Raw genomic sequence first — 13294 nt, 5'->3', positions numbered from 1 at the left:
CAGGCACAAAAAAGCGCCCCGTGGGGCGCTCTTGCTAGCAGGGCTGAGGGTGATCAGGCCTTTTTCAGGTAGGCGGCGACCAGTACGATCTGCACGCCGTTGACCTTGCCTTCGATGTGCAGCGGGTTGTTGGTGAGGCGGATGCCCTTCACCAGGGTGCCGCGCTTGGCGGTGAAGCCCGCGCCCTTGACGTCCAGATCCTTGATCAGGGTCACCGAGTCACCTTCGACCAATACGGCGCCGTTGGAGTCAACGGTGGGCACGCTGTCGTCATCGTCGCTGGCCATGCCCGCTTCTGCCCAGGCCTTGGTCTCGTCTTCCATGTACATCATGTCCAGCATGTCCTGAGCCCAGACTTCGCCTTGAGCGGATAGGTTCTTCAACTGGCGCCACGCCATGACCTGTACCGCAGGTACCTGGCTCCACATGCTGTCGCCCAGGCAACGCCAGTGGTTGACCACTGTGGTCGCCGGCTGCTCCAGCTGGCCACGGCAGGTGTCGCACAGGGCAACGCTGTGATCATCATCGCTGGCCGGAGAGTGGGGGACCGCGAAGGCAGTCAGCGCCTGTTCGGCACCGCACAGTTCACACTTGGCGCCCGCGCGCGCTTGCAGGATGGCATTGATGGTCATGTTTTGGTTCCATTCACGTTGGTAAAATGGCCCGCGATGGGCAGGCCAAGATAATGAAGGGGCGGAATATACCACAAAACCCCGCTCTTTGTCAGGCTAAGCCCGGTCGCTGGCCCGCTGCCGACCATCGGGAACATCAAGGGGACCTGTTGGCGCAGGAGGACTGCGGGGTAGCCATAACGGTGCGGCATAGATGAGAGTGCTTTTTGACGCGGGATCGCTAGAATGAGCCTCCATTTTGACGGCAGAACAGGGGCGCGCGTGCTGGCTCAACGTTTTCAACAACTGGATCGACTGCTGAGCGAAGCCCGGCACTGGTGGCAATACCAACCCTACCACCACCTGGACCTGGCCTTTGCCAAGGCGGCGCCGGCACTGGCTGAGCGGCTCAATGCCCTGTCGCTGGCCGAGATTGAACGGCTCGATGGCGACATGCCTGCCCTGTGCGAGCTGCTGGCCCCCTGGATCCCGCAGGGCTCAGCGCTGCATGCCCTGAGCGCGCTGCCGACCCTGACGGCCGAGCCCATCCCGTGCGAGCGGACCATGGCGATGTACATGCCGGGGCGCAAGCAGGCCCAGATTGAAGCCTTCACTGCCTGTCTGCCCGTGCATCGCGGCCCCTATCTGGAGTGGTGTGCGGGCAAGGGACACCTGGGGCGGCTGGTCTCCCTGCACCGTCAAGCCGAGGTGCTGAGCCTGGAGCTACAGGCGCCACTGTGCGAAGAGGGGCGCCAGCTGGCCGCTCGCGACGGTGCCCGGATGGCATTTGTCTGTGCCGATGCTTTCGCCGATGAGACCGCCCAGCTGATCGCACCGGCCCATCACGCCATGGCGCTGCACGCCTGCGGCGAGCTGCACACCCATCTGATTGAACAGGTGGCGGCGCGCGGTGCCGAGGGGGTGACCCTCTCCCCCTGTTGTTATCACCTGATCCGCACCAGCCACTACCGGCCGCTCTCCGGCCCGGCCAAGGCCAGTGTGCTGCGGCTTGCCAAGAGCGATCTGAAGTTGCCGCTGCAGGAGACGGTCACCGGCGGCGCCCGCATCGCCCGCCTGCGTGAGCAGGAGGTGGCCTGGCGGCTGGCCTTTGACTGCCTGCAGCGCCAGGTGCGCGGGGTGGACGAGTATCTGCCGGTGCCCAACATGCAAAAGAGCCTGCTGACTGGCACCTTCGAGGATTTCTGTGGCTGGGCCGCCGAGCGAAAGGAGCTGGTGTTGCCGGCCGGCCTCGACTACGCCGGGTTTCTGGCAAAGGGGGAGGCGCGCTATGGCGATGTCGCCCGCATGGAGCTGGTGCGTCACCTGTTTCGTCGTCCGCTGGAACTCTGGTTAGTGCTGGATCGCGCCCTCTTCCTGCAAGAGCAGGGCTACCGGGTGGAAGTGGGGGAGTTTTGCGACAAGCCCATGACCCCCCGCAATATCCTGATCCGCGCGGTGCGAGCACGACACGGATAAGCGGCTGGCCTCGTCGCGGCGGGGCCTGATGCAGCGCTGTGCGGTTTGCCCTTTGGTACTTCCCGTTGAGGCGATCGTGTCGTTGAAAGAGCGGCGTGACCGCTCTTTTCTCATTTTTCTTCGGTTTATTTTCATATAACCGAAAGGCTCGTCATCACATCGATTCACAATCCATTTTATGCTCGCCAACCGGCAGAGTGAATTGGCTCACAGTTCCGGCAACATTCTTAATTTTCATCGTGAATTTAGTGGCCTGTAGGATTATTCTCGAGGCGACTCTTATCCCGACGTTATTCTGACATAAGGACTGTCTGTTATGTTCAAGCCTACACATTGTGCTTGGCTGGTTGCGGCTGCCTGCGCATTGCCAAGTTATGCCATGAATATTCAACCCGACCCACAAAATACCGGTGGGTATGTCATTGCCGCCCCGGATCTGGCGGCGGTTGAAAAAACCAAGACGGCCAATCCCATGTACGGGATTTGGGCAAAGGCGTTGGCGACACGTTCCAATACCATTGTCGATGCCATCAAGCCAAGGGCTGCCAGTAATCCGGATAACGTCAAACGGGTCGAGCGGGTATTCACCGAATCGGATTGGGATTATTTAACCCAGATGGCGGCGCCGGAATATACCTATGAGCGCTTCTTGCGGGCGGTCGGGAAATTCCCGGCTTTTTGCGGCGAATATACCGATGGCCGCGATGCCGATGCCATCTGCAAAAAATCCATCATCACCGCCTTTGCCCATTTCGCCCAGGAAACCGGCGGTCACATCGCCAAGGAGAATATCTCCGACAACCCGCTGGCGCTGGAGGAGTGGCAGCAGGCGCTGGTGCACGTGCGCGAGATGGGCTGGTCGGAGGGGCAGACCGGCTACACCACCGGCTGCGGCCAGAACGACTGGCAGAACAAGAAGTGGCCCTGCAGCACAGGGCAGGGTTATTTCGGCCGCGGCGCCAAGCAGCTCTCTTATCACTTCAACTACGGCGCCTTCTCCGAGGCGATGTTTGACGGCGATGGGTCCGTGTTGCTGAGCAACCCCGGGCTGGTGGCCGACTCCTGGCTCAACCTCGCCTCCGCCATTTGGTTCTTCCTGACCCCGCAGGCGCCCAAACCCGCCATGCTGCACGTGATTGATCGCACCTGGGTGCCCTCCCAGCGCGAGATCGCCGCCGGCATCGGCTATGGCTTTGGCACCACCATCAACGTCATCAATGGTGGCATCGAGTGCGGCGAGCAGAACAAAAACAAGGGGCAGCCGGTCAACCGTATCCGCTACTGGGAAGGGCTCGCCGAGCACTATCAGATCCCCGTCAAGGCCGACGAGAAGAATACCTGCTGGCAACAGACCCCCTATGGCAGCCTCAATCTCAACGGCGCCACCGACGTGCTCTACACCAACTGGGACGGCAACTGGAAATACTATCCGGACCGGCCCGGCGGCTACTCGTTCGAATGTGAACTGGTGGGGTTCCAGACCGCCTACTCGGCACTGGTGCCGGGGGATTACGAGAAGTGCGTGACCAACTTCTACGGCTCCCACGCCAACTGGCCCAAGGTGCGGGTAGTGGCCAAACTGGATCCTGCGCCGGTTGACCCGACCGATCCCCCCGTGGGGGATGTGGCCGCCTGGAGCGCCAGCAAGGTCTATACGGCGGGCAACAAGGTGAGCTACAAGGGCGCCATCTATCAGGCCAAGTGGTGGACCCAGGGCAATGAACCGGGTAAGGGTGATCCCTGGGTGCTGGTGCCGGCGAAATAGCGTAAAGCGGCTGGTATCAATAAACTCGGCAATGGATAACACCTCTCTTGCCAAGTCGGGGGACATATTGTTGTCCCCCTTTTCGATATTCGGCCTGTAAAAATAAAACCAGTGTCTAATTGGGTGGGGTAGGATGCGGAGCTGAATGTTTATCAGCGTATAAGCGCGCTCGGTGATAAAAATATCTGACAACAATGGGTGAGGGTGGGCATAGTCAGTCAAAAATATCGCTCTGGCCCAGTTTTAAATCTGGGGTGCGTGCTCTTAAATAGTATTTTTATGGCCAGTGTTGGTGACGGCGCTCCGTTATTGCGCTGCCTCTTTTTTTCGCCAGGCACCCATCGCCAGAATATTCATCTTTATCGAAGCAGGCATATCCAGCGGTTAAAAAACATTGGCCGTCACCCCGCAATGAGGTATCACTGTGTCGATGAGTGAAAATCAGAGGAGACTTCATGTTCAATATTGCCATGCATTTTGAAATCCCGGTAACGGATATGGCGCGTGCCACGGCATTTTACCGCCGTGTGTTTGGCATCGAGTTTGAATTGACCCAGATTGATGGCAACGAGATGGCGCTGTTCCCGCTGACAGAAGGGGTGGAGGGTTGTTCCGGCGCTTTGGCCAAAGGGGAGAGCTATGTGCCCAGTATCGACGGGACGCGGATCTATCTCGCGGTCAGCGAGATTGAGCGGGTGATGGCGATGGCCCAGGCGGCCGGGGCCAGGCAGCTCTACCCGGTGACGCAGGTCGGGGAGGGCATCAAGGTGGCCGAGATTCAGGACTTGGAAGGCAACCGGATTGCATTGCAGGAGCGCTGGCTGCCGGCCTCGTGAGCCATCCCGCAGCCGGTTTTGTGATGGGGGCGGTGGCCGACGAGGATACAACATGGTACTCATCTGATCCGGCAGTGGCGGCGATGGCGCGATCACGTCAACGACGGCATGCGACAACAAGAGGCAAGGAGGCGTGATGAAGGGACATTGTCTGTGCGGCGGGATTGAGGTCTCGGCCGGCGATCATAAGGAGGTGGGGCTGTGTCACTGCAGCACCTGTCGGCGCTGGTCGGGCGGCCCCCTGTTTGCGGTGCACTGCGGCAAGGAGGTGCGCTTTCACGGGCTCACCCCGGTGGCCTATCGCTCCTCGGAGTGGGCTGAGCGAGGATTTTGCCCCACCTGCGGTACCCACCTTTTCTATCACCTGTTGCCGACGGATGAATACATAGTGCCGGCCGGCCTGTTTCAGAGCGAATCCTTCCAGCTGGCGAGTCAGATCTTCATCGATGAAAAGCCCGATTTCTACGAGCTGAAAAACGAGACACCGACCCTGACCGGTCAGCAGGTGTTCGAGCAGTTTGCCCCCAAGCCGTGAGAACGGGGCGAGGCCGCGCGAGCATCGGCCGCAATCAAAGGAACAGACAATGCAACTGGTGGTGATGCGCCACGGGCAAACCCCGGCCAATGCCGAGGAGCGCTATCAGGGGGCGCTGGATATCGGTCTGAGCGACACCGGGGTGGCCCAGATCAGCGCGCAGGCAAGGGTTCTAGCCTTGGCGCAGGCTCCGTTTCAGCGGCTGCTGAGCTCCCCCTTGCTGCGGGCACGGCAAAGTGCGGCCCTGGTGGCGGACGAGCTGGCGCTGCCGGTGACGCTCGCCCCCGCTTTTCGCGAGCGCCATGTCGGGGTGTTCGAGGGACTGACCCAGCAAGAGGCGAGGGAGCGTTACCCTGCGCTGTGGGCACGCAACATCACCCGGCGCTGGGCCGAGGCGCCACCTGGGGGCGAGTCGCTGGACGAAGTCATTGCCCGGGTGGGGCAGGGATTGGCGGAACTGGCGCAGAGCGGCCGCCAGGAACGGGTGTTGCTGGTGGCGCACGGCGTGGTGGCCAAGGTGATCCGGGCGCTGACCGTGGCGGGATTTGACGACTTCTTCGAGTGGCAGCTGGCCAACGGGGCCGTGCTGGAGGTGTCGCTTGCATGTGGCGACGCTGGCGGGCCGCCGGGTTTCTTTGCCCGGCCGGGCAGCGAACATGGCGTCGCTGCCTTGAATTGAGCCAAAGGTGCCAGGCCTGCTGAGCCTTGCTCAGGCCTGACATGTATTGCCTGTCAGGGGGCGTCTGGCAGTGCCTTCCTTGAACAGTTGCGCCCCTGTTTCTTGGCCAGATAGAGAGCGGTATCGGCCCGGCGCACCATGCGTTCCACCGTATCCTGCGGGCCCAGGCTGGCACTGATGCCGATGCTGATGGTGAGCGGCACCTCGGTGCCTGCGCCGAGTTGATGCAACTGTGACTCGACGGCGAGGCGGATCCGCTCCGCACTGGCCCAGGCCAGCTCCAGCGAGGTTTCCGGCAGCAGCACGATGAACTCCTCGCCGCCCCAGCGGCCCAGCATGTCCACCTCCCGCAGCTGTTTGGCAACCCGTCTGACCAGGCTGAGAATGGCCTGATCCCCTTGTTGATGGCCATAGGTGTCGTTGATCTGCTTGAAGTGATCGATGTCGATCAGCAGCAGGCTCATGGTGTGGCCGAAGCGCTGACAGCGTTGCATCTCCAGCTTGACCAGCTCGTCGAAGCGGCGCCGGTTGGCGATCCCGGTGAGGGGATCCGTGGTGGCCGCCACCTTGAGCTCCTCCACCAGCCGGGCCCGCTCCGAGATATCCCGCAGGATGGCGGTCATCTCGGTGGTCTGGCCCAGGTTGATCTTGGCGATGGTCACCTCCAGCGGAAATTCGCTGCCGTCGCGGCGCAGCCCCATCACGGAGGCGCGGGCATGCATGGGGCGCGAGTTGATGGGGGAGTTGCTGAAGGCCTTGAAGTAGCCGTCGTGGTTGGCCCGAAAGCGCTGGGGCAGCAGGGTCTCCAGCCGTTTGCCGAGGTAGCTTTCGTCCACCCCGAACATCTCGCAGGCAGCGGTGTTGATAAGTTCGATGCGCGACTCGCTGTTGACGCTGATGATGCCGTCGTAGGCGGAGTTGACCACCGCCTCGAAGCGCTTGCGGCTCATCTTGAGCGCTTCCTCCAGCTGCTTTTTGGCGGTGATGTCGATGGCGGTGACCATGATGCGAGTGATGCGAGACTGCTCGGGAATGATGGGGGAGATGACAAAGCGCCACCAGCTGGTACGCGACAGGGTGTCGATGGGTAGCTCGCTCTCGAGCCCCGTCTGCTGGCTCACGCACTCGTGCATCGGCTGCTCTATGCTGCCGGTGATGTAGCGGGGAAACATTTCGTTCAGGCGCTTGCCGATGCTGCCGAGCACGTCCAGCTCGAAGGCCTGGGCAAAGGTGTCGTTGGCGGAGACCAGGGTAAAGCGATCGTCGTCGTCGAGGGAAAACACCGCAACGGCGGCACCGATGGCATCGAGAGACGACTTGATGTCGGCATGGGAACCCTGTGTGAACATGCAACCTCCATGGCGAATAACGTATTGATATTCAGTATAGTGCGGCCGTTTTTGATCCTTGGCCCACAGGCAGAAGCAACGCCTTGCCACTGGGTGGGCGGTGATGAGCCCCGCCAGATGGACTGGCTCGACGCCATCGGCTGGGCTTTACTTGCTGGCATCCGCAAGCGAGCTGGCCGGCTTGGCCAGTCACCCCACAGCAAACTGGCACGGAGCGCGTCATGAAGATCAGCATCGAGGCACATATCGAGCAGGAGATAGAGGCCGTCTGGTGGGCCTGGAACGATCCGGACTGCATCGCCAGATGGAATGCAGCCTCCAGCGACTGGCACACCACCGGCAGCCGGGTCGACTTGGTGGTGGGCGGGCGTTTTTGCCATCACATGGCGGCCAAGGATGGCAGCGCCGGTTTTGATTTCACCGGCACCTTTACCCGGGTGGAGGCACCGACCCGCCTCTCGTTCGTGATGGACGACGGGCGCGAGGTGGATGTGCAGTTTGCGAGCGAACCGGGCGGCACCTGGGTGCAGGAAACCTTCGATGCCGAGACGAGCCACACCCCGGCCCAGCAGCAGGCGGGCTGGCAGGGGATCCTCGACAACTTCAAGCGCTATGTGGAAGCGGCAGGCTAGGGGAGGCGCCTGCGCCCATAAAAAAACCACCGCCAGGTCGCGGTGGTTTTTTTATGCTGCTCTGGACGTGCGTCAGAGCATGCCAGCAGGTGGGAGCATTACTCCTCGATATCCAGCAGCACCAGGATGGCGCTGTCGCCGCCCCACTCGCGGGGGGCCTGATGGAACGCCTGTACATTGGGGTGCTGGGCCAGCCAGCTCGGAATGCGCTGCTTGAGGATATGTTTGCCGATGCCGTGCATCACGGAGGCGACGTGGATGTTCTCTTTTTGGCAGAGGGTCAGCAGGGCTGCCAGCTCCTGTTTGGCCTGCTGCTGGTTCATGCCGTGCAGGTCCAGGTAGATCTCGGGCGGATAGCTGCCGCGCTTGAGCTTTTTCAGCTCGAATTTTGACACATCTTCGCGCACGTAACGGGTCGGTCCATCGGCCTCGAGATGGGGCTGGTACTCATCGCTGAAATAGTGGTCAACCCCAAGCTTTTCGCGGCTCTCACGCAGTTCGCGTTTCTGCTTGACCGGGCGCAGGTCGGCCCTTATGGTATCTTGCTTGATTTTCCGGGTACCTTTTATCGCATCGCGGAACAGCTGGGTTTCCTCGTCTGTCGGTGAGGGCGTTTTTTTCATCAGGTACTCGTCTTGCTCGCTGTATAGAATTCTCGGGCCGGATATTACTCGACTTGGAGGTGGATTTGGACAAGATATTTATCGATGAGGTGGTTGCCGAGATGCACACCATCCAGGACATGTTGCGCTGGGCCATGAGTCGTTTCAACGACGCCGGGATCTTCTACGGACATGGTACCGACAACGCCTGGGATGAAGCCGTGCAGCTGGTACTGCCCGCGCTACATCTGCCGCCGGACGTGGATCCGGGCATGCGCCACTCCCGTCTGACCACCAGCGAACGGCACCGCATCGCCGAGCTCATCATCCGCCGCGTGCAGGAGCGGGTACCGGCCGCCTACCTGACCAACAAGGCCTGGTATGCCGGCTGGGAGTTCTACGTGGACGAGCGGGTGCTGATTCCCCGTTCCCCCATCGCCGAGATGGTGGCCAACCGCTTCGCCCCCTTCCTCAAGCATGAACCGACCCGGATCATGGACTTGTGCACCGGCTCCGGCTGCATCGCCATCATCATGGCCCACGAGTTCCCGGAAGCCGAAGTGGATGCCATCGACATCAGCGTCGATGCCCTCAACGTGGCCGAGCGCAACATCAACGATCACGGGCTGGAGCAGCAGGTCATCCCGATCCGCTCCGATCTGTTTCGCGATCTGCCGGTCGGCGACAAGTACGATCTCATCGTTTCCAACCCGCCCTATGTGGATTCCGAAGACATGTCGGATCTGCCGGACGAGTTTCGTCACGAACCCGAGCTGGCGCTGGCCTCCGGCTCCGACGGCCTCAAGCTCACCAAGCGCCTGCTGGCCAATGCCGCCGACTTCCTCAAAGAGGACGGCGTGCTGGTGGTCGAAGTGGGCAACAGCATGATCCATCTGGAAGCCCAGTTCCCGGACGTGCCCTTTACCTGGGTCGAGTTCGAGAACGGCGGTCACGGCGTGTTCGTGATGAGCCGTGCCGATCTGGTGCAATACCAGGACTATTTCGCGATTTACAAGAGCTAAGCAGGAGCACTCATGGCAGGGAACAGTTTCGGCCAACTCTTTCGTGTGACGACCTTCGGCGAGAGCCACGGCCTGGCGCTGGGCGCCGTGGTCGACGGCTGCCCGCCGGGACTGGAGATCAGCGAAGCGGATCTGCAGGGGGATCTGGACCGGCGCAAGCCCGGCACCTCCCGCTACACCACGCCGCGCCGCGAGCCGGACGAGGTGAAGATCCTCTCCGGGGTGTTCGAGGGCAAGACCACCGGCACCTCCATCGGGCTCTTGATCGAGAACACCGATCAGCGCTCCAAGGACTACTCCGACATCAAGGACTTGTTCCGCCCGGGCCACGCCGACTACACCTATCACCAGAAGTACGGCCAGCGCGACTATCGCGGCGGCGGTCGCTCCTCCGCCCGTGAAACCGCCATGCGGGTGGCGGCGGGAGCCATTGCCAAGAAGTACCTGAAACAGGTACACGGCATCGAGATCACCGGTTTCCTCTCCCAGCTCGGCCCCATCAAGGCAGAAGCCTTCGATGCGGCGCAGATCGAGCAGAATCCCTTCTTCTTCCCCGATGCGGGCAAGCTGGAAGCGCTCGATCAATACATGCGCGACCTGAAAAAAGAGGGCAACAGCATCGGTGCCAAGGTGCAGGTCATCGCCAGCAATGTGCCGGTGGGATTGGGTGAGCCGGTGTTCGATCGGCTCGACGCCGACATCGCCCACGCCATGATGGGCATCAATGCGGTGAAAGGGGTGGAGATCGGTGACGGGTTCGCGGTGGTGGAGCAAAAAGGCTCCGAGCACCGCGACGAGATGACCCCGGCCGGCTTTGCCAGCAACCATGCGGGCGGCATTCTGGGCGGCATCTCATCGGGTCAGGATATCGTGGTGAGTATGGCGCTCAAGCCCACCTCCAGCATCACGGTACCGGGCAAGACCATCACCACCGAGGGTGAGGCCACCGAGATGATCACCAAGGGTCGTCACGATCCTTGCGTCGGCATCCGCGCCGTGCCCATCGCCGAGGCGATGCTGGCACTGGTGCTGATGGATCACCTGCTGCGCCACCGTGCCCAGAACCAGGGCGTGCTGACCCATACCCCGCAACTGCGCTGATCGGCCTGTTCACTGCTCGGCTGATCGAGTGGTGCAGCCACAGACACAGTCAAAAGGCGACCTCAGGGTCGCCTTTTTCATGGGCCTTCATCGCGCAGGATCACTGACCGGGTGTCACCTGCTCAGCCGCCGGGTTGTCGAGCCGGCAGGGGGGCGGTGCCACGTCACGGCCGGGTGGTGGCAGGCCGGCAATCACCTCATTGACCCGGGCGAGCTGCGCATCGGTGATGGCCGAGTTGGCAAACATCAGGCTGACCGGTTGGTGATGGAGCAGCAACTGACAGCGGATAAAGCCGTCGGCCCCCAGCTGTTGCAGCCGGTAGCGGGCGTATTGCCACTCCATGATGACGCCGTCCAGCCGGCGGGCCAGCAGCAGCTCGACCAGTCGGTCATCGGCGTTGTATTCGCTCGCCTGCTTGAGGGCGGGGCACGCTTCCATCAGCTGGATGGGGCGGGTGCCGCGCAGCTTGCCAAGACGCAGCTGGCTTTGCTGGCAAAGCTGCGACAGGTCTGACACCGCCAGCCAGGGATCTCGCTGGCCCGGGATGGGGTTGTTGCTCAGCAGCACGAAGGTACTGCGCCGATAGGGCACCGAGAAGCGGGCAAAGGCGCGCCGCTCCGGCGTATCGAGCGCCCCCATGGCCACGTCCAGCTGTTGCTGCTCGAGCAGATGGATGGCCCTGGCCCAGGGCAGGTTGCGAAAGTGGGATTCCAGCCCCGCCTGACTCAGGATCTGGCGGGTCAGGGTGACGTCCAGCCCATCCAGCGTCCCCTGGGGATTGATGTAACTGAACGGGGGCCAGTGGCTCCAGGCCACCGACAGCCTGGGCTCGGCCTGCAGCGGCAGACAGAACCCAACTGCCAGCAGGGAGAGCAAGAGCCAGCCAGGGGCGGCCGACAGAAAATGAACACGCATGAACCTGAACCTCCTTGTACAGGACGGATGCGGCGGTATCGCCGTTATCTGGCATCAAGCATAGCCTGATTCGAATGAGTTCTTGAGCGGCTTTTCCGGGCGGGACGGTGACCTGCTTTTGGCAAACATGCTGGGAGGAACGTCACATTTTTCTCGTTTCTCCTCAATAACTCCGTTAGACTGCGCCCCTATTCTTTCCCCTTTGCTCTGCTCCCCGGGGAAATCGTTGTGTTCTCAACAGGCCCGAGTCTGGCGAGATGGCATCGGCTCAGCAGAGGAGCCCCATCCCGGATTGTCGGCGCCCCTATCCCTAGCAGGTAACTATGAGTTTTACTTCCCTCGGTCTGGCCGAACCCTTGTTGCGTGCCGTTGCCGAGCAAGGCTACGACACCCCGTCTCCCATTCAGCAACAAGCGATCCCGGCGGTACTGGCTGGCCGTGATCTGATGGCCGCCGCCCAGACCGGGACCGGCAAGACCGCAGGTTTTACCCTGCCGATGCTGCAGCGTCTGACTGAAAGCAAGCGCAAGGTCTCCCCGAATCGCATCCGTGCCCTGGTGCTGACCCCGACCCGCGAGCTGGCCGCCCAGGTGGGCGAGAGCGTGCGCAACTACGGCAAACACCTGCCGATCCGCAGCCACGTGGTATTTGGCGGCGTGAGCATCAACCCACAGATGATGGCCACCCGCCGTGGTCTGGACGTGCTGGTGGCCTGCCCGGGCCGCCTGATGGATCTCTACAACCAGAACGCCGTCAAGTTTGACGAAGTGGAAATCCTGGTGCTGGACGAAGCGGATCGCATGCTCGACATGGGCTTTATCCGCGACATCCGCCGCATCCTGGCCCTGCTGCCGAAGAAGCGCCAGAACCTGCTGTTCTCCGCCACCTTCGCCGACGAGATCCGCGAGCTGGCCACCGGTCTGCTGGACAACCCGGCGGTGATCGAAGTCGCTCCGCGCAACAGCACCGCCGAGCGTATCGAGCAGCTGGTGCACCCCTGTGACAAGGCCAACAAGATTGCCCTGCTGAGCCACCTGGTCACCAGCAACAACTGGCAGCAGGTGCTGGTGTTCACCCGTACCAAGCACATGGCCAACCGCGTTGCCGAGACCCTCGACAAGAACGGCGTCAGCGCCGCCGCCATCCACGGCAACAAGAGCCAGGGTGCCCGTACCCGCGCCCTGGCCGGTTTCAAGGATGGCAGCGTCAAGGTGCTGGTGGCGACCGACATCGCCGCCCGTGGCCTGGACATCGACAAGCTGCCGCAGGTAGTCAACTTCGAGCTGCCGAACGTGGCGGAAGATTACGTGCACCGCATCGGTCGTACCGGCCGTGCCGGCGCCGCCGGTCATGCCATCTCCCTGGTCGCGGCCGATGAAGGCAAGCTCATCAAGGCCATCGAGCGGCTGACCAAGCAGAACATTCCGTGCGAGCAGGTGGCCGGTTTTGAAGCCTCCCGCGAGACCCTCGACAACATCGCCCGCGGCATCGGCGCGCCGCTGCGCAAAGAGCCGCGCGATCCGAGCGAGCAGCGCCGTGCGCCACGCCCGCAAGGCCAAGGCCAGCGTCAGGGTGCCGGTCGCTCTGCCAACGGTGGCAATGGCGGCGGTAACCGCTCCGGCAACGGTGGCAAGCCCAAGCCCCAGGGCGGTCAGCGCCCGGAAGGCGGCGCCGGCAAACCGGCTCAGGCTCGTCGTCCTCGCCGCGCTACCCACAACCAGTAAGCGGCCTGGGAGCCTGCTCCCTCGCTCGGTTGATGTAAAAAGCCCC

13 protein-coding genes are annotated in these 13294 nt (G+C 62.1%); 9 read left to right on the top strand and 4 right to left on the bottom strand.

Going from position 1 to position 13294, the window contains the following annotated elements:
• Window positions 1–53 precede the first annotated feature (53 nt).
• On the bottom strand, window positions 54–632 hold the full coding sequence (locus tag AHA_RS11950; RefSeq protein WP_043163706.1) for a PhnA domain-containing protein: 579 nt from the start codon (window positions 630–632) through the stop codon (window positions 54–56).
• Window positions 633–857: 225 nt separating this feature from the next.
• On the opposite strand from AHA_RS11950, the gene AHA_RS11945 reads away from it, so the two are divergent.
• From AHA_RS11945 to AHA_RS11925, 5 genes are all read left to right on the top strand, one after another.
• Entirely contained in the window at window positions 858–2087 is a 1230-nt protein-coding gene (locus tag AHA_RS11945; protein ID WP_011706206.1) for a methyltransferase, read from the top strand.
• Window positions 2088–2403: 316 nt separating this feature from the next.
• The gene (locus AHA_RS11940; RefSeq protein WP_011706205.1) at window positions 2404–3852 is read left to right on the top strand and encodes a chitinase; all 1449 of its coding nucleotides are present in this window, start codon (window positions 2404–2406) and stop codon (window positions 3850–3852) included.
• Between the two features lie 455 nt (window positions 3853–4307).
• On the top strand, window positions 4308–4688 hold the full coding sequence (locus tag AHA_RS11935; RefSeq protein WP_011706204.1) for a VOC family protein: 381 nt from the start codon (window positions 4308–4310) through the stop codon (window positions 4686–4688).
• 136 nt (window positions 4689–4824) lie between these two features.
• Window positions 4825–5223: a GFA family protein gene (locus AHA_RS11930; RefSeq protein WP_011706203.1), complete on the top strand. Its 399-nt coding sequence runs from the start codon at window positions 4825–4827 to the stop codon at window positions 5221–5223.
• Window positions 5224–5272: 49 nt separating this feature from the next.
• Window positions 5273–5902 (top strand): histidine phosphatase family protein, encoded by a 630-nt coding sequence (locus tag AHA_RS11925; protein ID WP_011706202.1) that lies wholly within the window; start codon window positions 5273–5275, stop codon window positions 5900–5902.
• 53 nt (window positions 5903–5955) lie between these two features.
• On the opposite strand, the gene AHA_RS11920 is transcribed toward AHA_RS11925, so the two are convergent.
• Entirely contained in the window at window positions 5956–7251 is a 1296-nt protein-coding gene (locus AHA_RS11920) for a sensor domain-containing diguanylate cyclase (protein WP_011706201.1), read from the bottom strand.
• Between the two features lie 221 nt (window positions 7252–7472).
• On the opposite strand from AHA_RS11920, the gene AHA_RS11915 reads away from it, so the two are divergent.
• The gene (locus tag AHA_RS11915; protein WP_011706200.1) at window positions 7473–7883 is read left to right on the top strand and encodes an SRPBCC family protein; all 411 of its coding nucleotides are present in this window, start codon (window positions 7473–7475) and stop codon (window positions 7881–7883) included.
• Between the two features lie 98 nt (window positions 7884–7981).
• Here AHA_RS11915 and smrB read toward each other — a convergent pair whose 3' ends face one another.
• On the bottom strand, window positions 7982–8506 hold the full coding sequence (gene smrB, locus AHA_RS11910) for an endonuclease SmrB (RefSeq protein WP_011706199.1): 525 nt from the start codon (window positions 8504–8506) through the stop codon (window positions 7982–7984).
• Window positions 8507–8571: 65 nt separating this feature from the next.
• Between smrB and prmB the strand changes: the two genes are divergently transcribed.
• Both prmB and aroC read left to right on the top strand, forming a co-directional pair.
• Window positions 8572–9507 (top strand): 50S ribosomal protein L3 N(5)-glutamine methyltransferase, encoded by a 936-nt coding sequence (gene prmB, locus AHA_RS11905; protein WP_011706198.1) that lies wholly within the window; start codon window positions 8572–8574, stop codon window positions 9505–9507.
• Window positions 9508–9519: 12 nt separating this feature from the next.
• Window positions 9520–10608: a chorismate synthase gene (gene aroC / locus AHA_RS11900; protein WP_011706197.1), complete on the top strand. Its 1089-nt coding sequence runs from the start codon at window positions 9520–9522 to the stop codon at window positions 10606–10608.
• A gap of 100 nt (window positions 10609–10708) precedes the next feature.
• Here the strand turns inward: aroC and AHA_RS11895 are convergent, their stop codons facing one another.
• Window positions 10709–11524 (bottom strand): substrate-binding periplasmic protein, encoded by an 816-nt coding sequence (locus AHA_RS11895; protein ID WP_011706196.1) that lies wholly within the window; start codon window positions 11522–11524, stop codon window positions 10709–10711.
• 323 nt (window positions 11525–11847) lie between these two features.
• On the opposite strand from AHA_RS11895, the gene AHA_RS11890 reads away from it, so the two are divergent.
• Complete coding sequence (locus tag AHA_RS11890) at window positions 11848–13248, top strand: DEAD/DEAH box helicase (protein ID WP_011706195.1); 1401 nt, start codon at window positions 11848–11850, stop codon at window positions 13246–13248.
• Window positions 13249–13294 lie beyond the last annotated feature (46 nt).

Source organism: Aeromonas hydrophila subsp. hydrophila ATCC 7966 (assembly GCF_000014805.1).
Taxonomy (GTDB): Bacteria; Pseudomonadota; Gammaproteobacteria; order Enterobacterales; family Aeromonadaceae; genus Aeromonas; species Aeromonas hydrophila.
This window is presented reverse-complemented; position numbering and strand designations above follow the sequence as displayed.

Excerpts from the sequence above, each read along its gene's own strand:
- AHA_RS11930 (WP_011706203.1), top strand. The coding sequence starts at position 4,825 with ATGAAGGGACATTGTCTGTGCGGCGGGATTGAGGTCTCGGCCGGCGAT.
- AHA_RS11925 (WP_011706202.1), top strand. The coding sequence starts at position 5,273 with ATGCAACTGGTGGTGATGCGCCACGGGCAAACCCCGGCCAATGCCGAG.
- AHA_RS11950 (WP_043163706.1), bottom strand. The coding sequence starts at position 632 with ATGACCATCAATGCCATCCTGCAAGCGCGCGCGGGCGCCAAGTGTGAA.
- smrB (WP_011706199.1), bottom strand. The coding sequence starts at position 8,506 with ATGAAAAAAACGCCCTCACCGACAGACGAGGAAACCCAGCTGTTCCGC.
- AHA_RS11890 (WP_011706195.1), top strand. The coding sequence starts at position 11,848 with ATGAGTTTTACTTCCCTCGGTCTGGCCGAACCCTTGTTGCGTGCCGTT.
- AHA_RS11920 (WP_011706201.1), bottom strand. The coding sequence starts at position 7,251 with ATGTTCACACAGGGTTCCCATGCCGACATCAAGTCGTCTCTCGATGCC.
- AHA_RS11895 (WP_011706196.1), bottom strand. The coding sequence starts at position 11,524 with ATGCGTGTTCATTTTCTGTCGGCCGCCCCTGGCTGGCTCTTGCTCTCC.
- AHA_RS11935 (WP_011706204.1), top strand. The coding sequence starts at position 4,308 with ATGTTCAATATTGCCATGCATTTTGAAATCCCGGTAACGGATATGGCG.
- AHA_RS11915 (WP_011706200.1), top strand. The coding sequence starts at position 7,473 with ATGAAGATCAGCATCGAGGCACATATCGAGCAGGAGATAGAGGCCGTC.
- AHA_RS11945 (WP_011706206.1), top strand. The coding sequence starts at position 858 with ATGAGCCTCCATTTTGACGGCAGAACAGGGGCGCGCGTGCTGGCTCAA.
- aroC (WP_011706197.1), top strand. The coding sequence starts at position 9,520 with ATGGCAGGGAACAGTTTCGGCCAACTCTTTCGTGTGACGACCTTCGGC.
- AHA_RS11940 (WP_011706205.1), top strand. The coding sequence starts at position 2,404 with ATGTTCAAGCCTACACATTGTGCTTGGCTGGTTGCGGCTGCCTGCGCA.